Annotated in this window: 18 protein-coding genes and 1 pseudogene; 5 read left to right on the top strand and 14 right to left on the bottom strand. The window is 73.6% G+C overall.

Annotation, left to right across the window (positions count from 1 at the left end; translation table 11 throughout):
• Positions 1-185 precede the first annotated feature (185 nt).
• The 6 genes and pseudogenes from V1L54_RS01830 to V1L54_RS01850 all read right to left on the bottom strand — a co-directional run bounded on the left by V1L54_RS01830 (position 186) and on the right by V1L54_RS01850 (position 3,277).
• Positions 186-713 carry a GNAT family N-acetyltransferase gene (locus V1L54_RS01830; RefSeq protein WP_330115997.1) on the bottom strand — a complete coding sequence of 176 codons (528 nt, stop codon included), beginning with the start codon at positions 711-713 and terminating at the stop codon, positions 186-188.
• 81 nt (positions 714-794) lie between these two features.
• On the bottom strand, positions 795-1,016 hold the full coding sequence (locus tag V1L54_RS01835; protein ID WP_330115998.1) for a ferredoxin: 222 nt from the start codon (positions 1,014-1,016) through the stop codon (positions 795-797).
• Positions 1,013-2,164, bottom strand: a complete 1,152-nt coding sequence (locus tag V1L54_RS01840; RefSeq protein ID WP_330115999.1) for a cytochrome P450 — start codon at positions 2,162-2,164, stop codon at positions 1,013-1,015. The genes V1L54_RS01835 and V1L54_RS01840 overlap by 4 nt, the downstream gene beginning before the upstream one ends.
• A 218-nt stretch (positions 2,165-2,382) precedes the next feature.
• A pseudogene (locus V1L54_RS29395) lies at positions 2,383-2,667 on the bottom strand (Scr1 family TA system antitoxin-like transcriptional regulator); the annotation flags it as partial.
• A 55-nt stretch (positions 2,668-2,722) separates the two neighbouring features.
• Entirely contained in the window at positions 2,723-3,076 is a 354-nt protein-coding gene (locus tag V1L54_RS01845) for a hypothetical protein (RefSeq protein WP_330116000.1), read from the bottom strand.
• A 42-nt stretch (positions 3,077-3,118) separates the two neighbouring features.
• Positions 3,119-3,277 carry a hypothetical protein gene (locus tag V1L54_RS01850; protein WP_330116001.1) on the bottom strand — a complete coding sequence of 53 codons (159 nt, stop codon included), beginning with the start codon at positions 3,275-3,277 and terminating at the stop codon, positions 3,119-3,121.
• A 524-nt stretch (positions 3,278-3,801) separates the two neighbouring features.
• On the opposite strand from V1L54_RS01850, the gene V1L54_RS01860 reads away from it, so the two are divergent.
• Positions 3,802-4,419, top strand: a complete 618-nt coding sequence (locus V1L54_RS01860; RefSeq protein WP_330116003.1) for a 2'-5' RNA ligase family protein — start codon at positions 3,802-3,804, stop codon at positions 4,417-4,419.
• A gap of 69 nt (positions 4,420-4,488) precedes the next feature.
• On the opposite strand, the gene V1L54_RS01865 is transcribed toward V1L54_RS01860, so the two are convergent.
• The 4 genes from V1L54_RS01865 to V1L54_RS01880 form a co-directional block, all read right to left on the bottom strand.
• Positions 4,489-5,253 carry a L,D-transpeptidase family protein gene (locus V1L54_RS01865; RefSeq protein ID WP_443076433.1) on the bottom strand — a complete coding sequence of 255 codons (765 nt, stop codon included), beginning with the start codon at positions 5,251-5,253 and terminating at the stop codon, positions 4,489-4,491.
• 65 nt (positions 5,254-5,318) lie between these two features.
• The gene (locus tag V1L54_RS01870) at positions 5,319-6,101 is read right to left on the bottom strand and encodes a hypothetical protein (RefSeq protein WP_330116005.1); all 783 of its coding nucleotides are present in this window, start codon (positions 6,099-6,101) and stop codon (positions 5,319-5,321) included.
• On the bottom strand, positions 6,079-6,615 hold the full coding sequence (locus V1L54_RS01875; RefSeq protein WP_330116006.1) for a SigE family RNA polymerase sigma factor: 537 nt from the start codon (positions 6,613-6,615) through the stop codon (positions 6,079-6,081). The genes V1L54_RS01870 and V1L54_RS01875 overlap by 23 nt, the downstream gene beginning before the upstream one ends.
• A gap of 159 nt (positions 6,616-6,774) precedes the next feature.
• The gene (locus tag V1L54_RS01880; protein WP_330116007.1) at positions 6,775-8,292 is read right to left on the bottom strand and encodes a substrate-binding domain-containing protein; all 1,518 of its coding nucleotides are present in this window, start codon (positions 8,290-8,292) and stop codon (positions 6,775-6,777) included.
• Between the two features lie 201 nt (positions 8,293-8,493).
• On the opposite strand from V1L54_RS01880, the gene V1L54_RS01885 reads away from it, so the two are divergent.
• The gene (locus V1L54_RS01885) at positions 8,494-9,054 is read left to right on the top strand and encodes a DinB family protein (RefSeq protein ID WP_330116008.1); all 561 of its coding nucleotides are present in this window, start codon (positions 8,494-8,496) and stop codon (positions 9,052-9,054) included.
• A gap of 35 nt (positions 9,055-9,089) precedes the next feature.
• On the opposite strand, the gene V1L54_RS01890 is transcribed toward V1L54_RS01885, so the two are convergent.
• Complete coding sequence (locus V1L54_RS01890) at positions 9,090-9,347, bottom strand: hypothetical protein (protein ID WP_330116009.1); 258 nt, start codon at positions 9,345-9,347, stop codon at positions 9,090-9,092.
• 88 nt (positions 9,348-9,435) lie between these two features.
• Here V1L54_RS01890 and holA point away from each other — a divergent pair, with 88 nt between their 5' ends.
• A complete protein-coding gene (holA, locus tag V1L54_RS01895; protein ID WP_330116010.1) occupies positions 9,436-10,431 on the top strand; it encodes a DNA polymerase III subunit delta in 996 nt (331 codons plus the stop codon).
• A 300-nt stretch (positions 10,432-10,731) separates the two neighbouring features.
• Here holA and rpsT read toward each other — a convergent pair whose 3' ends face one another.
• Entirely contained in the window at positions 10,732-10,998 is a 267-nt protein-coding gene (gene rpsT, locus V1L54_RS01900; RefSeq protein WP_330116011.1) for a 30S ribosomal protein S20, read from the bottom strand.
• 248 nt (positions 10,999-11,246) lie between these two features.
• Between rpsT and lepA the strand changes: the two genes are divergently transcribed.
• Complete coding sequence (gene lepA, locus V1L54_RS01905; protein ID WP_330116012.1) at positions 11,247-13,127, top strand: translation elongation factor 4; 1,881 nt, start codon at positions 11,247-11,249, stop codon at positions 13,125-13,127.
• A 334-nt stretch (positions 13,128-13,461) separates the two neighbouring features.
• Complete coding sequence (locus V1L54_RS01910; protein ID WP_330116013.1) at positions 13,462-15,351, top strand: AMP-dependent synthetase/ligase; 1,890 nt, start codon at positions 13,462-13,464, stop codon at positions 15,349-15,351.
• 94 nt (positions 15,352-15,445) lie between these two features.
• Here the strand turns inward: V1L54_RS01910 and V1L54_RS01915 are convergent, their stop codons facing one another.
• Both V1L54_RS01915 and hemW read right to left on the bottom strand, forming a co-directional pair.
• Positions 15,446-15,943 (bottom strand): VOC family protein, encoded by a 498-nt coding sequence (locus V1L54_RS01915; RefSeq protein ID WP_330116014.1) that lies wholly within the window; start codon positions 15,941-15,943, stop codon positions 15,446-15,448.
• A gap of 214 nt (positions 15,944-16,157) precedes the next feature.
• Positions 16,158-17,390 (bottom strand): radical SAM family heme chaperone HemW, encoded by a 1,233-nt coding sequence (hemW, locus tag V1L54_RS01920; RefSeq protein ID WP_330116015.1) that lies wholly within the window; start codon positions 17,388-17,390, stop codon positions 16,158-16,160.
• Positions 17,391-17,401: the final 11 nt, after the last annotated feature.

Genomic DNA, 17,401 nt, shown 5'->3' on the forward strand with positions numbered 1-17,401 from the left:
CGGATCGCCCGCGGTTGGTTGCGCCGCCCCGGCGCGGTGCCCGGCCTGTCCTGTGTCGCGGGCCGGGGATGAGGGTGATCACCCGGCTCGGGCAGAGGCCCGCGTCCTCCCGGACGGCGACCCTTTCTGGTTCGGTGTCGTGAAAGAACCGGCGGTGTTCCGGTCGACCTCGCTTCGCGCCTGGCTCAGCCGGGTCCGTCGGCCGACGGGGCCTCGCGGATCATGGGAAGGGTCGGCAGCCTTCCTCGCCAGAGGTAGCGTTCGCCCGCGATCTCGAAGCCGTGGCGCCGGTAGAACCGGATCGCGCGTTCGTTGTAGTCGGCGACCCCCAGACGGATGCGCGCAGGTTCTGCCCAGGTGAGGAACTCGGTCATCATGCGACCGCCGAGCCCGTGGCCCTGGGCGTGGCTCAGCAGGTACATCGGTCCGAGGGTGACCGTCTCCTCCCGGTGGCCGCGGAGATAGCCGGCGATCTCCGTCCCGGACCGGACGACACGGCAGAAGTGCAGGTCGGGGTGCCGGCTTGTCGCCTCGATGAACTCCCGCCACTGCGTGATGCCTTCCGCCGTGGCGGACGAACCGCGGTGCTCCCGGATCCAGGACTCATCGATCCCGGCAGCCGGGTTGGGGTAGGTCTGCAACCAGTTCCGCAGGTGCAGGGGACCCAGCGTCGCGGCGTCCTCGGGGCGGGCGGCGGTGATCACGTAGGCCACGTCAGATGGTACCGGCGACCGGCCGGGTCGCCGTACGACTGCTCCGGCGGGCTCCTCGGCCCGGGTCCGGGCCGCACGGCGTCACGGGCCGGGCGTGACGATGGCGATCGCCCGGCTCGGGCAGAGGTCCGCCGCCTGGCGGACGGCGGGCAGCAGGTGTTCGGGCGGCTCCGGGCGGCGCAGCCGTACGCTGCCGTCCTCCTCGGACTGGTCGAAGACTTCCGGCGCGGTCAGCACGCACATCCCCGAGCAGCAGCAGCGCTCCGGATCGACGCGTACGGACACCGTCGCGCGCTGTGTCACCAGGTGACCGGCAGCGAGGTGGGGCCGACGACCACCGCCTGGTCGTGGATGATGATCTCCTCCGGCACGGCGGCCAGGCGCAGCCCCGGGAAGCGGCGCAGCAGACCGCCCAGCGCCACCTGGAGCTCGACCCGGGCCAGGGCCTGGCCGATGCACTGGTGGATGCCGTAGCCGAAGCCGACATGGCCGCGGGGATCGCGGTGCGGATCGAACCGGCCGGGCTCGGGGAAGACCTCGCCGTCGTGGTTGGCACCGCACAGTTCCACGATGACGCCCTCGCCCGCCGCGACCACCGTGTCGCTCAGCCGGACCTCCTCGGTGGCCACCCGGGTGATGGCGTTGCGCACGACACTGAGGTAGCGCATCAGCTCCTCCACCGCCGGCCGGACCAGTTCCGGTTCGGCGCGCAGCGCGTCGGCCCGCCCCGGCTCCCGCAGCAGGGTCAGTACGGACATGCCGAGCATGTTGGCTGTCGTCCCGTGCCCCGCCACGAGCATCAGCCGGGCCATGGCGATGATCTCCTCGTCGGTGACCGCCGCGGCCTCCTGCTGGGCCAGCGCCAGGCTGATCAGGTCGTCGCCGGGGCGGGCACGCCTGGCCGCCAGCAGCTCCGCGAAGTACCGCTCCATGCGGTCGGCGGACGCGAGGGCCGTCTCCCGGGGGATGTCCGTCGCCGTGATGTTCCGGCTGTGTTCCTGGAACATCGCGTGGTCCTCGTAGGGCACGCCCAGCAGGCGGCTGATGACCAGAGAGGGAAGCGGCAGCGCGAAGCACTCGACGAGATCCGCCGGCGCGCCGCTCTCCGCCATGGCGTCCAGCAGCCCGTCCGTGACCCGTTCGACCTCGGGGCGGAGCACCTCGCTGCGGCGGACGGTGAAGTGCGCGGTCAGCATCCGCCGCAGCACGGTGTGGCGCGGCGGGTCCATCCGCAGGAAGGACATCCACCCCGGGGCGGGCGGCAGCGAGATCACACGGGGGAAGCCGGGCCGCTGGTCGTCCGCGGAGAAGCGGGGGTCCGACAGCACGGTGCGCACGTCCGCGTAGCGGCTGACCACCCAGGGCCTGCTGCCGTCCGGGAGGGTGACCCGTGTCGCGGGGCCGGGGAGCCGGGGCGAGAACCGCGCGGCGGTGAGAGGGGCTTCGGCCATGGGTGTCCCTTCGGTGCGGGGTGCGGGGTGCGGTGGTCGTCCGGGGCGGACGCGCCCCGGACAGCGAAGCAGCGGACCGGGCCGGGCGCACCCGGGGCCCCGGGGGCGTACGGAAGCAGAAGGGCGTGCACCCCGGGCGCGCCCGGCGGGATGCGCTCATATCGCCTTGAGGGCGTCGAGGGCGTTCCCGATGAGGGCGAGGGAGACGCGGGGCTGTGGGCCCGGGTGCGGAGGGCGGAGTAGCGCTGCTGGAGGGTGCGGACGGTGACGCGGCTGGTGGTGAGGCGGTCGCCGGTACGGGCGACGGTGGTGTGTGCGCCGACCGGTTCCAGCAGGGTGAAGGGCCCCTCGGCGGCGGCGTGGTCGGTCACGGCGGTGGGGAGCACCTGCACCTCCACATGCCGCTGCCGTGCGGCCTCCAGCAGGTGGGCGAGCTGGTCGCGCAGGATGTGGCGGCCGCCGCAGGGGCGGTGCAGGACGGCCTCATCTGCCGCCCGAGGCAGCGCAGGACCTCGTCCCCGGGGACCTCACCGGAGACGGCCGGCGGTGTGGGGGCGGTCACCGGGGGCCTTCCGGTGCCGTCCGGGCTGCCGCCCGTGCCAGACGCAGTGCGTCCTCCGCCTCGCCGGGCCGGTTGTCCCGCACCGCGGCGGCCGACATCCGCAGCAGCATCCACCCCCACACGCTCAGCTCTGACGGTGTTGCCCGGGAGATGCGAGGCTCCGTGTCGTCGGCCCACCGGGCGGCCAACTCGCGGGCCTCGGCGAGCTGACCCTGCCGGAGCAGCAGCCAGCACACGGTGTTGACCGTGGCGGCAGCCTGCAGGCGGTCGCTGGAGTCGTCCAATGACCGTTCCAGTGCCTCGGACGCCACCTCGTACCGACGGGTCTGGGTGAGCAGCCAGCCGGTCAACTGCAGCAGGCGTACCCGTACCGCACGGCCGTCCCCGTCGATCTACGCGACCGCGTCGGCGTCACGCAGCAGCGACGGCAGGATCTCGGCGAGCTCGGCGAACCGGTCACCGGAGAACAACGGCATCGCTGCCCGAAGCGCGTCGCGGACCCCCTCCACCGTAGGTTCCTCCTCCGGCCCGGCGGCCCGGGCCGGAGCCATAAGGGCGTTTCGAACAGGCTCCCACTGGTCGACGGTGACCGCATCGGCGCTCTCCGCGTCACGGGCGACGAGCCGTGTCGCGGGGACACGGAGGGCGGCGGCCGGCCGCCGGGCGGTCTCCAGGCGGGTGCCGCGCAGTTCGCCCTTTTCCAGCTTGCGGATCAGGACAGGGAGACGCCGGAGTGGGCGGCCAACTCCCTCTGCGCCAGGCCACGTCGTTTGCGCACCTCGCGCAGTCGGACTCCGATGTGAACGTCGGCGTGCTCGGGCATGGCGGGCTCCGTTCATCGCGACCTCGGTTTCCGAAACGGTACCCACGCTCGGGTACGAAGGAGCCCTGACCGAGCCTTCACCGCCTCGATCCCCTTTCCAGTGCCGCCGTCCTTGGCAACGGCCGGGGATACAGAATCGGTGGAAGATTCCCGGCCCGCAATTGTGGTCGATGACTCCGACGCGGCCGGAAAGGCTCGTCAGCGACTCGCCCTCTCGCCAGGAGCGTCCGCGTCCTGATTGGATTCCGCAGCATGACCACCGCTGAGGCCATGGCAGATCACTGGTGGTGGCGACCCGGCTGGATGCCCGGGCGCCGCTTCTACACCTGGCACCTGACCTTCCGCAACGCTCCGGAGGTCCACCGTCTGGCCGATGCCCACCGCCGAGGACTGGCCGGGGTGCCGGGCCTGGACCTGGTGCCGGACAGCTGGCTGCACCTGACCATGCAGGGTCTGGGATTCGTCGATGAGGTGCCCGAGCGGGACGCACGGGCCATAGCCGACGCCGCCGCCCGGCACCTGGCCGCCGTCGAACCGTTCGAGCTGCGCCTGCACAAGCCGCGGATCACCCCGGAGGCGATCCGCTGGGAGGCGGAACCGGACGGGCCTCCGGTCGCCGCGCAGGCAGCGATCCGGGCGGCGATCGCGGAGGTGTGGGGGGAAGTGCCGGAACCCGAAGGGGGGTTCGCACCACACGTGACGATCGCCTACAGCAACGGCACCGGCCCCACCGCGCCGGTCGCGCGGGCCCTGGACGCGGTCGAGGCAGGACCGGCCACGGCACGGATCGAGCAGGCGGACCTCATCGTCCTGGGCCGGGACAACCGGATGTACGAATGGGAGACCTTCGCGACCGCCCGTCTCGGTTGAGGACTGCGGGCCGGACGAGTCCGGCCCGGTCTCGCGCCGGACGGGGAATGGAGTGCCTCCGCGCCGCGCTCAGCGGCGCAGGGACGCGGCGTCGCCCATCACCACCACCGGGTTCAGGTCCGGGTCGAGGGCGCGCAGCAGCTCCTTCATGTGGGGCTTGGCCAGGGTGACGCAGCCCTTGGTGGGGCCCTCGTGGTCCACGTGGATCCAGATGCCGCCGCCCTTGTGCGCGCCCAGGGGGCGGGTCCAGTCCAGCGGGGAGGTGCCCGGCGCGCGGTTGTAGTCGATGGCCACCACGTAGTCGAAGGAGCCCGCCAGCGGCTCGCCCTCGAAGCCGGTGCCGTCGATGGTGAAGGCGCCGGAGCGGTCGTACGGCAGCTCGGTGCCCGGGTCGGGGAGACGGCCGCCGGCGTCGCTGAGGGTGAACACGCCGATGGGGGAGCGCAGATCGCCCAGGCGGTGGTCGTCGGTCCAGCCCTTCAGCGCGTTGTGCGCGGGCCACTCCGAGCCGGCCCGCCAGCCGCCGGCGGTGCGCTCGTAGAGGACGACGGTGGCCTTCGGCGAGTCCCGGTCCTCGCCGGTCACCACCACGGCCTGGCGGGTGGCCGCCGGCACCTGGGCCAGGGTCTTCGGCCCCAGGCCGGGCAGCTGCCGGTGCAGCCGCTCCGCCTCGGCCGAGGCGGAGCCCGCGGATCCCCCCTCGGCCGGGACGACGGCGGACAGGGGCTTGTCCTGGACCGAGGCATCACTGTCGCCGCTGCCGCAGCCGGACAGCAGGCCCAGGACGGCCGCGGCCAGCAGAACGGCGGGGACACGTACGGGCATAGCGGACATCGAGGGGGAGCCTTTCCGGAAGAGGGGACGGGTGGGGTCGAACGGGCGGTGAGGGGGAGCGGGAGTCAGTCGTCCTCCGCCTCGGTAGGGGCGGGGACGGGGGCACTGTGGAAGGTGGCGGTGGCGAGGATCTTCCTGACCTCGGCGAGCGCCCTGCCCGACGTGCCGTCGAGGCAGACGCGGGCCTGGAAGAGGGCGGGGTCGTCCGTGCCGGTGAGGACCTCGGCCCAGCCGGTCAGCTCCCGGTCGCCGCCCAGGGCGCGGCAGTCCTTCTCGGGCGGACGCGGGTCCCCGGTCGTGAACGCCCCCTTCGGCTCCATGTCCCTGCCGCCGGGCGGCGCGGTCATCTGCTGGAAGGCGATCAGTGCCCCGTCCGGGGCCAGCGCGGGGACGGGGGCGCAGTCGAGGGCGTAGGTGCGGGCGGCCGGACAGGGGCCCCCGCCGTCCAGCGGTCGGTCGGCGGCGAAGCCCAGCGCCGTTCTGGTGCCCGGCACCGTCCGGACGTGCCAGCCACCGGGCAGCCGCAGCCGCAGTTCGAAGGTGCCGGAGAGACGGAGCGCCGCCTCCCCGGAACCGGCCGACGGGGAGGCCGCCGGCGCCACCCGCTCGTCCGGCACTCCGCCGGTGACCACCGGGCGCAGCGACACGGCGAGCACGACGGCCGCCGCGGCACTCGCCGAGGCCGTCAGCACCGCCACCCGGCGCCGCCGCAGTGCCACCCGCCGGCGTACCCGCCGCATCCGCTCCGCCGGTGCGGCCGGCCGCGGGACGACGCGCTCCAGCAGCAGCCGCAGTTCCCGCTCCGCGCTCCGGGGCGGCTCCGGGTCAGCGCCGTGCACAGCGATCACCGCCTTCCGTGTCCGAGGTGGCGCCGGTGCCCAGGTGCGGGGCCAGCCGGCCGTGCAGGACGCGCAGGGCCTTGGCGGCCTGGCTCTTGACCGTGCCCGGCCGGCAGCCCAGCAGCCGCGCGGTCTCGGCCACGCTCAGGTCCTCGAAATAGCGCAGCACGATCACCGCCCGCTGTCGCGGCGGCAGCAGCCGTACGGCCGCGGCCAGCGAGTGCTCCAGGTCGACCGCCGCGAAGGCGTCGGCCGCGGCCCGTTCCGGCAGTTCGCCGTGGGGCAGCTCGCCGTGCCAGCGGCGCTGCCACCACGAGGTGCTGGTGTTCACCAGGGCCTTGCGGGCGTACGCCTCCGGGTTCTCGCCCGCGATCCGGTGCCATCTGGGCCACATCCTGGCCAGCACCGTCTGCAGCAGGTCCTCCGCCAGATGGGCGTCGCCCGTCAGCAGCCAGGCGACCCGCAGCAGCCGGGGGCCGCGTGCCGTGACGAACTCCTCGAAGCCCGGTGCCGCGTCCGTCACCACCGTGTCCCCGGCTGTGTCCCTGCCATCGCGTTCCTGTCCGTGCGGTCCGTCTCACAACCGGTTCAACAGGGTGGGGCGGGGACGGGGTTGCCCTCTGGCGCCGGGAAATCCAGTGCGATTCTTCGTGCTTCACTCCTTCGGGTGAGGTGCGGTGCCTCATCCCCGGTGACACAGCGCCTGGTTCACCGGGGCGGCGCAGGGCAGCAGGCCGTGGGTGCGCAGGATGTTCTGCGCGGTGCCGCCGCCCAGGTAGTCGAGGAACTTCGAGGTCAGCGAGTCGGCGGGCGGCTGGGTGTAGGTGTGGGCGTACTCGACCTCCCAGTAGGGGTACGGCTTGCCGGTCGCCTCCCGTCCGTCCCGCCCGCTCTGCCGCCGGTCCGGGCCGATCGCCCCGGTGTCCGGCGCGGTGCCGTCCAGCCGGAGCAGGGTGACGCCCCCGGTGCCGGTGGCCGCCCGGAGCTCGGCGTAGCCGATCGCCCCCGGCACCCGCCGGACGGTCTCCAGCACCTGCCGGGTGTCGCCGCGCTCGCAGCGGAGCACCCTGGCGCGGGGGTCGTCCCGGCGGCGGCAGTCGCCGGAGGAGACACCGGGCTCGAAACCGTCGAGCACCCGCCGCTGGAAGGCGCTCCGGGTGCCGGACTCCGAGTCCCGGCTGACCAGGCTGACCGGCAGGTCCGCCCCGCCGACCTCCCGCCAGTTGCGGACCTCCCCCGAGTAGAGGCGGCGCAGGTCGGCCGTGGAGATGTCCCGCACCCCGGTCCGCTCGTTGACCACCACCGCGAACACGGTCACCGCCACCGGGTGCGCGCGCAGCCGCGGGTAGCCGTCCGGGGCGGGGCCGTCGGACAGCGCGACGGCGGGCGGGGCGCCGTCCTTCGCGGCTCGGCCGAGGGAGTCGAGCCGGCGTATGCCGCCGAGGCTGCCCTCGGCGGCCAGGGTGATCCGGGCGCCCTCGCAGTCCTCCTCGTACGCCCTGCCGACCTCCTCCAGCACCGGGGCGAACGCGGTGGAACCCAGCACGGTGAGCTCGCCGGTGGCGCACTCCAGCGGGGGAGGCGGGCCCTCCAGCTGCATCCCGGTACCGATGCCGGTGATGAGGATGAGGAACGCGGCGAGCCCGAGGTAGAGGACGCGCGGGCCGCGGTACTGGCGGTTGGGCCGGATGCGGCCCTCGTTGACCGTGCCCTCCAGCCGCACGTCACCGTTCAGGCCGCCGCCGGTGAGCAGGACCAGCAGCTTGAAGTGGTCCCCGGTGTTCAGCGGGACATGGGGGACGTGGACCCGGCCGCCCTCGTAGCGCAGGCCGTTCTCGGGGGTGAGCCGCTCCATCAGCCCGGGCGGGCTGGGGTCGGTGACGGCGACCCCGAGCACCCGGCGGCCGGTGAACACCGCGCACAGCGGCACTTCGTAGTCGGCCCGGGAGATGTCCTTGACGCCGTCGTTCTCGATGCGCAGCAACACCAGGGTGGCGTCGGTCAGCTCCCGGTCGTCGCCGAACAGGCCGAGCCGGGCGCCGGCCCGGCCGGGGCGGGTGTCGGCGCCGATCGCGGTGTCCATCTGGACGCGGTAGCCGATGCGGCGGCGGCCCGGCCGGAGCCGGTCGTAGGCCAGGACGGCGACGGTCGCGACGATGCCGAGGGTGCCGAGCACGGTCTCGGCGGACAGCCACTCCACGGGGTGCACCTCGCACTTGGTGGTCGGAAGAGGGAGTGGGGGGCGGGACGGGGGTGAGGGGAATGTACGTCCGCGGCCCGCGGTGGAAACCGGGGCGCCCGAGGCTTCACCGGGGGTTCACCGGAGGGCCGGGCTCCGTCACCGGCCCGTCGCCCGGAAAACCGTTCTCCGGCCCGGGGGAGGGTGTGCCAGGGTCGGGGAATGGAATCGTCCCGACGTGAGCTGCTGCGCCGGCAGTTCGACCTGACCTGGGCGCTGTTCGAGTACCACCTGGAGCGGCTGGTGGAGGAGGACTTCCTCTGGGAGCCCGCGGCCCACTGCTGGACGGTGCGCCGGGATTCCGGGGGCCGCTGGGTGCCGGACTGGGCGGAGACCGAGCCCGACCCCGTGCCGGTTCCCACGATCGCCTGGCTGAGCTGGCACATCGGCTGGTGGTGGGGCACGGCCGCCGACCACGCGGCGGGGCGGACGCCCCGGGAGCGGACCGAGGTCGTCTGGCCGGGGAGCGGGCGGGCCGCCGTGGAGTGGCTGCGCGGTCTGCGCGCGGAGTGGTCGGCGGTGCTGGACCGGCTCACCGACGCGGAGCTGGACGCCGCCGCCCCCTTCCCCTGGCAGGGCGGCCCCGCCCGTACGGTCGCCGACACGGCGGCCTGGGTGAACGCGGAGCTGATGAAGAACGCCGCCGAGATCGGCCAGCTCCGGCTGCTGCGCGCGGCGTCCGCCGGGGCGGGCGCACCGGGCGGGACGGGGGAGCGGGGCTGATCCGGACGCGCCGCCCCCCGCGCGGTGCGTCCGGGTCAGCCCCGCTCCAGCCAGCCCTCGTACTCCGCGGCGAGGGCGTCCAGCGCGGCCGGGTCGTACGCGCCGCCGGGGTCGTCGAGGACGAGGAGCCACTGGGCGTCCTCGGCGTCGTCCTCACCGGCCAGCGCCTCGCGTATCGGGCGCGGCTCCTCCGGCAGGCCGAGCCGGTCGGCCAGTTCCCCGGCCGCCTCCTCGGCGGCGTCGCGGTCGGGGAGCACCAGGATGTGCCGTACGGGTCGGGTGTCGCTGCTCACCGCGCCATTGTGGGGCAGGGCGCGGCGCCGCCGGGGTGCGGGGCCGCCGGGGGCACGTTGTCGGCGGGGCGTGGGATGCTGGTCGGCGATGGCAGCCAGAACATCCAGGAAGTCCACGTCCGGCGATCCGCTCGCCCCCGTCACGCTCGCGGTGGGCCAGGAGGACCTGCTGCTCGACCGCGCGGTGCGCGAGGTGGTCGACGCGGCCCGCGCCGCCGACGCCGACACCGACGTGCGCGAGCTGGCCTCCCCCGACCTGCGGCCCGGCACCCTCGCCGAGCTGACCAGTCCCTCGCTGTTCGCCGAGCGCAAGGTCGTGGTCGTGCGGGACGCGCAGGACCTGGCGGCGGACACCGTCAAGGACGTCAAGGAGTACCTGAAGGCCCCGGCCGAGGAGATCACCCTGGTGCTGGTGCACGCGGGCGGCGCCCGGGGCAAGGGGCTGCTGGACGCCGCGCGCAAGGCGGGCGCCCGCGAGGTGGCCTGCCCGAAGATGACCAAGCCCGCCGACCGGCAGGCGTTCGTGCGCGGCGAGTTCCGGGCCTTCGGCCGCTCGGCCACCCCCGAGGCGTGCCAGGCCCTGGTGGACGCCCTCGGCAGCGATCTGCGCGAGCTGGCCAGCGCCTGCTCCCAGCTGGTGGCCGACATCGAAGGCACCATCGACGAGGCCGTCGTCGCCCGCTACTACAGCGGCCGGGCAGAGGCGTCCAGCTTCGCCATCGCCGACCGGGCGGTGGAGGGCCGGCTGCCCGAGGCGCTGGAGGCGCTGCGCTGGTCGCTGTCCACGGGGGTCGCCCCGGTGCTGGTCGTCAGCGCCCTGGCGCAGGGGGTGCGGGCCATCGGCAAGCTGCTGGACGCCCCGCGCGGCATGCGCCCCGGTGATCTGGCCCGGGAGCTGGGCATGCCGCCGTGGAAGATCGACCGAGTCCGCCAGCAGCTGCGCGGCTGGTCGGCGGACGGGGTGGCCGTGGCGCTGCGCGCGGTGGCGGAGGCGGACGGGGCGGTCAAGGGCGGCGGCGACGATCCGGAGTACGCCCTGGAGAAGGCCGTCATGGCCGTCGCCCGGGCGGCGCGCTCCCGCTGAGGGACGGCGCCCCGCCGGTGCCGCGTCCCGTCGGGGGACGCGGCACCGGCGGGGCGCCCTCAGGGGACGCGGGAGTGTGACCGGTGGGTGCGGGCGGGGGGGGCACGAAACGCGTACCGCCCGCCGCGGGGATCACGGCGGGCGGTACGGGCGGGCCCTTCGGCCCGGTGCTCTGTGGTGCGCCGCACCCGCGTGGCGAACGCAGGCCGCGTGCGGCGCGGGGTGGGCCGGTACGGAGCGGTGAGAGGGTCCGCTGAGTCCGTACGGCCGCGGGCCGGGAGAGGCCCCGGCCCCGAGGGGTCAGCCCTGGAGAGCGGAGACCTTCTGTGCGAGCGCCGACTTCTTGTTGGCGGCCTGGTTCTTGTGGATGACGCCCTTGCTGGCGGCCTTGTCCAGCTTCCGGCTCGCCACGCGCGCGGCCTCGGCGGCCTTCTCCGCGTCACCGGCGGCGATCGCCTCGCGGGTGCGGCGGATCGCGGTCTTCAGCTCGGACTTGACCGCCTTGTTGCGCTGGCGGGCCTTCTCGTTGGTCTTGATCCGCTTGATCTGGGACTTGATGTTCGCCACGAAAGAGCCTTCTCGGAAAAGTGGGTTGGGTGTGGTGCGGTGCCCTGGCGCGGTGGTGGCCGCGCCCCTCCCGTCCGGCCGTCTCCCGGCGCGTCCTTCCGCACCGGAGCCGGTGCCGCGAGGGCACAAGGCACAGTGGGTCAGATTACCAGCAGGCCTGATCGCCGCCCAAACCGGACCGGACGCGCCGCTCGTGGGACGATGGGGGAGACGTATCGACCCGAGCCATGACCCGACAGGACCCTGCGTTGCCCGCGACCCCTTCGAACGTGCCGGAGCCGAGCCGTACCGACCCGGCGCTGATCCGCAACTTCTGCATCATCGCGCACATCGACCACGGCAAGTCGACTCTCGCCGACCGGATGCTCCAGCTCACCGGCGTCGTCGAGCAGCGCCAGATGCGTGCCCAGTACCTCGACCGCATGGACATCGAGCGTGAGCGCGGCATCACGATCAAGTCCCAGGCGGTCCGTCTGCCGTGGGCGCCCTCCGAGGGCGAGGACAAGGGGACCACCCACATCCTCAACATGATCGACACCCCGGGGCACGTCGACTTCACCTACGAGGTGTCCCGCTCGCTGGCCGCCTGCGAGGGCTGCATCCTGCTGGTGGACGCCGCCCAGGGCATCGAGGCCCAGACGCTGGCCAACCTCTACCTGGCGATGGAGAACGACCTCACGATCATCCCGGTCCTCAACAAGATCGACCTGCCGGCCGCCCAGCCGGAGAAGTTCGCCGCCGAGCTGGCGCACCTCATCGGCTGCGAGCCGGAGGAGGTGCTGAAGGTCTCCGCCAAGACCGGCGAGGGCGTCGAGGCGCTGCTGGACGAGGTCGTCCGGCAGGTCCCGGCCCCGGTGGGGGTCGCCGACGCCCCCGCCCGGGCGATGATCTTCGACTCGGTCTACGACGCCTACCGCGGCGTGGTGACCTACGTGAAGGTCGTCGACGGGAAGCTCTCCCGGCGCGAGCGCATCAGGATGATGTCCACCGGCGCCGCCCACGAACTGCTGGAGATCGGCACCAACAGCCCGGAGATGCTGCCCGCCGACGGGCTGTCCGTCGGCGAGGTGGGCTATCTGATCACCGGGGTGAAGGACGTCCGCCAGTCCAAGGTCGGCGACACCATCACCCAGTTCTCCAAGGGGGCCACCGAGGCGCTGGGCGGCTACAAGGACCCCAAGCCGATGGTGTACTCCGGGCTGTACCCGCTGGACGGCTCGGACTACCCCGAGCTGCGCGACGCCCTGGACAAGCTCCAGCTCAACGATGCCGCGCTGGTCTACGAGCCGGAGACGTCCGCCGCGCTGGGCTTCGGCTTCCGGGTGGGCTTCCTGGGCCTGCTGCACCTGGAGGTGATCCGCGAGCGGCTGGAGCGCGAGTTCGGCCTCGACCTGATCGCCACCGCGCCCAACGTGATCTACCGCGTGGACATGGAGGACGGCACCGAGCACATCGTCACCAACCCCAGCGAGTACCCCACCGGCAAGGTCGCCCAGGTGCACGAGCCGGTCGTCCGCGCGACGATCCTGACCCCCAACGACTTCGTCGGCGCGGTGATGGAGCTGTGCCAGTCCCGGCGCGGCAACCTGCTCGGCATGGACTACCTCTCCGAGGACCGCGTCGAGCTGCGCTACACCCTCCCGCTGGCGGAGATCGTCTTCGACTTCTTCGACGCGCTCAAGTCCAAGACCCGCGGCTACGCCTCGCTGGACTACGAGCCCACCGGCGAGCAGACCGCCGACCTGGTGAAGGTGGACATCCTGCTGCACGGCGACAAGGTGGACGCCTTCTCCGCCATCGTCCACAAGGACAAGGCGTACGCCTACGGGGTCAGGATGGCCTCCAAGCTGCGTGAACTCATCCCGCGGCAGCAGTTCGAGGTGCCCATCCAGGCCGCCATCGGCTCGCGCGTCATCGCCCGCGAGACGGTGCGGGCCATCCGCAAGGACGTGCTCGCCAAGTGCTACGGCGGTGACATCTCCCGCAAGCGGAAGCTGCTGGAGAAGCAGAAGGAGGGCAAGAAGCGCATGAAGGTGGTGGGCCGGGTGGAGGTCCCCCAGGAGGCCTTCATCGCCGCGCTCTCCTCCGACTCCGACGGCGGCGGCGGCGACGGCAAGGGCAAGAAGTAGCGAAGGACGGGAAGCGGCAGGCGCCCGTTCGCCCGGAAGGGCGAGCGGGCGCCTTCGTACGTGGCCCGTGCCCTTCCGGCCGGGCGGACCGTTTGGTATGCCGGGTATGTATCGCGGAGGTCACGGCTTCGGGGAGGCCGCGCACAGGCTCTTTCACGGTGCGGTCTTCCCGCCTAGGCTGACCGTCCGCTCGGTGGTTACTCGCGAGTCACCCGCAGTACGCAGCACGGATCCCCACAGAACCCATACCGACCCCTTCACCGCACCCCGGTACTCCGGGTACACCGAGCCTTGGAGCCACCCCCCTGCACCGTCGCGGGCCCCGGAGGATGTTGTGAGCGACACCCAGTCCCTGATCGAGAACCGTCCGCCCTCGGTGGCGAACCTCTTCCTGGAGCGCGTCGAGGAGACCCCGGACGGCGAGGCGTACCGCTACCCGGTGCCCGCCGCCTCCGGTGAGGGGCCCGACGAGTGGCGCTCCTACACCTGGGCGGAGGCCGCACAGCGGGTCTTCGCCGTCGCCGCGGGACTGATGGACCTGGGAGTGCGGCCGGAGGAGCGGGTGGCCATCGCCTCCAACACCCGGGTCGACTGGATCCTGTGCGACTTCGGCATCCTGTGCGCCGGGGCGGCCACCACCACCGTCTACCCCACCACCAACGCCGAGGAGACGGCCTACATCCTCGCCGACTCCGGCAGCCGGGTGCTGATCGCCGAGGACGCCGAGCAGCTGGCCAAGGCGCGCGAGCGCCGCGCCGAGCTGCCCGGCCTGGCCCATGTGGTCGTCATCGAGGCCGCCGACGCGGTGGCCGCCGCGGACGACCCGGAGGACTGGGTGCTCTCCCTGGACGAGCTGCGGCGGCGCGGCGCGGCGTACCTGGAGAAGAACCCGGAGGCCGTCCGGAAGAGCGTCGCCGCCCTCCGCTCCGACCAGCTCGCCACCCTGATCTACACCTCCGGCACCACCGGCCGCCCCAAGGGCGTGCGGCTGCCGCACGACGCCTGGTCCTACATGGGCAAGGCCATCCCCGCGACCGGCCTGGTGCGCTCCGACGACGTGCAGTACCTGTGGCTGCCGCTGGCGCACGTCTTCGGCAAGGTGCTCACCGCGGCGCAGCTGGAGGTCGGCCACGCCACCGCGGTGGACGGCCGGGTCGACAAGATCATCGAGAACCTGCCGGTGGTGCGGCCCACCTACATGGCCGCCGTGCCCCGGATCTTCGAGAAGGTCTACAACGGTGTCGCGGCCAAGGCCCGGGCGGGCGGCGGCGCCAAGTACAAGATCTTCACATGGGCCTCCGGGGTGGCGCGCGAGTACGCCAGGACCACTCAGGACAACTTCCGCCGCACCGGGACGGCCTCCGCCCCGGCCGGGCTGAGGGCCAAGCACGCGGTCGCCGACAAGCTCGTCTACGCCAAGATCCGCGAGGCGTTCGGCGGCAGGCTGCGCGCCTGCATCTCCGGCTCCGCCGCCCTCGCCCCGGACATCGGCTTCTTCTTCTCCGGGGCCGGCATCCACATCCTGGAGGGTTACGGCCTCACCGAGTCCAGCGCCGCCAGCTTCGTCAACCCCGGCGAGGCGTACCGCACCGGCACGGTCGGCAAGCCGCTGCCCGGCACCGAGGTGCGGATCGCCGAGGACGGCGAGATCCTGCTGCGCGGCCCCGGCATCATGCAGGGCTACCACGGGCTGCCGGAGAAGACCGAGGAGGTCCTGGAGCCGGACGGCTGGCTGCACACCGGGGACATCGGCGAGCTGTCGGCCGACGGCTACCTGCGGATCACCGACCGCAAGAAGGACCTGATCAAGACCTCGGGCGGCAAGTACATCGCCCCGGCCGAGATCGAGGGCCAGTTCAAGGCCATCTGCCCGTACGTCTCCAACATCCTGGTGTACGGCGCCGACCGCAACTACTGCACCGCGCTCATCGCGCTCGACGAGGCCGCCCTCATGGGCTGGGCGGCCGAGCACGGGCAGGCGGGTCGCGGCTACGCGGAGGTCGTCGCCTCCGAGGAGGTGCGCGAGCTGGTCGACGGTTATGTGCGGCAGCTCAACGAGGGGCTCCAGCGCTGGCAGACGATCAAGAAGTTCCGCGTCCTGCCCCGCGACCTGGACATCGAGCACGGCGAGCTCACCCCGAGCCTGAAGCTGAAGCGGCCCGCGGTGGAGAAGAAGTTCGGCCACCTCATCGAGGAGATGTACGAGGGCGCCCGCGAGAAGTGAGCCGGGCGGCGCCCGGCGTCCGGAGGGAGCACCCCCGTGTGTGCTCCCTCCGGACGGGCCCGGGCCTTCCGGCAGGGCGCGGCCGGGCGGCCGGTCAGGCGACGCAGAACTCGTTGCCCTCCGGATCCCGCAGGACGACGCCGTAGTAGTCCGTGCCGGGCTCGTCCATCGTCCGCAGCACCGCGGCGCCCGCCGCCACCAGCCCCGCCACCTTCTCCTCGACCCGCCGTCTGCGCTCCGCGAGCGGGACCCCGCGCCCGCCGCCGGCCTTCAGGTCGAGGTGCACCCGGTTCTTCACCGTCTTGGGCTCCGGGACCTTCTGGAACCACATGCGCGGCCCCCGCCCCGCCGGATCCGTGATCGACTCGGGCGTCTCGCCGGCGCCGCCGGCCAGCTCGTCCTCGGGCACGCCCATCTCCTGCCAGTACTCCCGCCAGGTGGTGTGCCCGCCGGGCGGGGGCTCGGGCACGTAACCCAGCGCCTCGCACCAGAAGGTGACCAGCCGCCGCGGATCGGCGCAGTCGACCGTCAGCTGCAGCGTCACCGCCGGATCCGCCCGGTCCGCCCGGTCCGCTGTATCCGTCGTCTCCATGCGGGGAGCATCCCAGGAGGGTCTGACAACCGCCCGCCGGGTGCGACGGCGTACCGGTGGGCGGAAAGGCGGCACGAGGCGGGGAACCGCCCTCGTGCCGGGTGCACCCGGGCGGCCCCGGTGTCCGCGCTGAGGGCACCTCCCGGCGGTGGCCGGGGGGGGTGCCGTGTGCCCGGAGGGCCCGGGCCGCCGTGCCCCGGGGAACGCGGGGAACCTAGTCCACCAGGTCGCGCACCACCGCGTCGGCCAGCAGCCGGCCGCGCAGGGTGAGCGCCGCGCGGCCGCGCTCGTACGCGTCCGGGCGCAGCAGCCCGTCGGCCAGCGCCCGCCCGGCGGCCCGCGTACCGGCCGGGGCGAGCACGTCCAGCGGTACGCCGTCCACCAGCCGCAGCTCCAGCAGGATCCGCTCCACCCGCCGGTCGCCGTCGTCCAGCACCTCGCGGCCCGCGCCCGGTGAGCGGCCCTCGGTGAGCGCCTGGGCGTACGCGCCGGGGTGCTTCACGTTCCACCACCGGACGCCCCCGACATGGCTGTGCGCCCCCGGGCCGGCGCCCCACCAGTCGGCGCCGGTCCAGTACAGCTCGTTGTGGCGGCAGCGGGCGGCCCCGGAAGCCGCCCAGTTGGACACCTCGTACCAGGCCAGACCGGCCGCCGACAGCATCTCCTCGGCGATCAGGTAGCGGTCGGCGTGCACGTCGTCGTCGGTCATGGGCACCTCGCCGCGCCGGATGCGGCGGGCCAGCGCGGTGCCCTCCTCGACGATCAGCGCGTACGCCGAGACGTGGTCCGGCCCGGCGCCGAGCGCGGCGTCCAGGGAGGCCCGCCAGTCGTCGTCGCTCTCGCCCGGGGTGCCGTAGATCAGGTCCAGGTTGACGTGCTCGAAGCCCGCCGCGCGGGCCTCGGCCACGCACGCCTCGGGGCGGCCGGGGGTGTGGGTGCGGTCCAGGACGGCCAGGACGTGCCGCCGGGCGCTCTGCATGCCGAAGGAGATCCGGTTGAAGCCCGCCTCGCGCAGGGCGGCCAGGTACGCCGGGTCCACGGACTCGGGGTTGGCCTCCGTGGTGACCTCCGCGCCCTCGGCCAGCCCGAACTCGGCACGGACCGCGGCGAGCATCCGCCCCAGGTCGGCGGCGGGCAGGAGGGTCGGGGTGCCGCCCCCGACGAAGACCGTCTCCACCGGCCGCGGATCGTCCCCGAGCACCTTGCGGGCCAGCCGCACCTCCTCGGCCAGGAGGTCCGCGTAGTTCTCCCGGGAGGAGAGCACACCGCCGGAGCCGCGCAGCTCGCTCGCGGTGTAGGTGTTGAAGTCGCAGTAGCCGCAGCGCGTCGCGCAGTACGGCACGTGCAGGTAGAAGCCGAGCGGGCGGTCCGCGGCGCCCGCCAGGGCGGACGCGGGCAGGGCTCCGTCGGCGGGGACGGGCTCGCCGTCGGGCGGTGCGGAGGGCATGCCGTCCATTG

It is taken from the genome of Streptomyces rubellus, assembly GCF_036323805.1.
Taxonomy (GTDB): Bacteria; Actinomycetota; Actinomycetes; order Streptomycetales; family Streptomycetaceae; genus Streptomyces.

Excerpts from the sequence above, each read along its gene's own strand:
- V1L54_RS01840 (WP_330115999.1), bottom strand. The coding sequence starts at position 2,164 with ATGGCCGAAGCCCCTCTCACCGCCGCGCGGTTCTCGCCCCGGCTCCCC.
- V1L54_RS01850 (WP_330116001.1), bottom strand. The coding sequence starts at position 3,277 with ATGGCTCCGGCCCGGGCCGCCGGGCCGGAGGAGGAACCTACGGTGGAG.
- V1L54_RS01860 (WP_330116003.1), top strand. The coding sequence starts at position 3,802 with ATGACCACCGCTGAGGCCATGGCAGATCACTGGTGGTGGCGACCCGGC.
- V1L54_RS01865 (WP_443076433.1), bottom strand. The coding sequence starts at position 5,253 with ATGTCCGCTATGCCCGTACGTGTCCCCGCCGTTCTGCTGGCCGCGGCC.
- V1L54_RS01885 (WP_330116008.1), top strand. The coding sequence starts at position 8,494 with ATGGAATCGTCCCGACGTGAGCTGCTGCGCCGGCAGTTCGACCTGACC.
- holA (WP_330116010.1), top strand. The coding sequence starts at position 9,436 with ATGGCAGCCAGAACATCCAGGAAGTCCACGTCCGGCGATCCGCTCGCC.
- V1L54_RS01915 (WP_330116014.1), bottom strand. The coding sequence starts at position 15,943 with ATGGAGACGACGGATACAGCGGACCGGGCGGACCGGGCGGATCCGGCG.
- hemW (WP_330116015.1), bottom strand. The coding sequence starts at position 17,390 with ATGCCCTCCGCACCGCCCGACGGCGAGCCCGTCCCCGCCGACGGAGCC.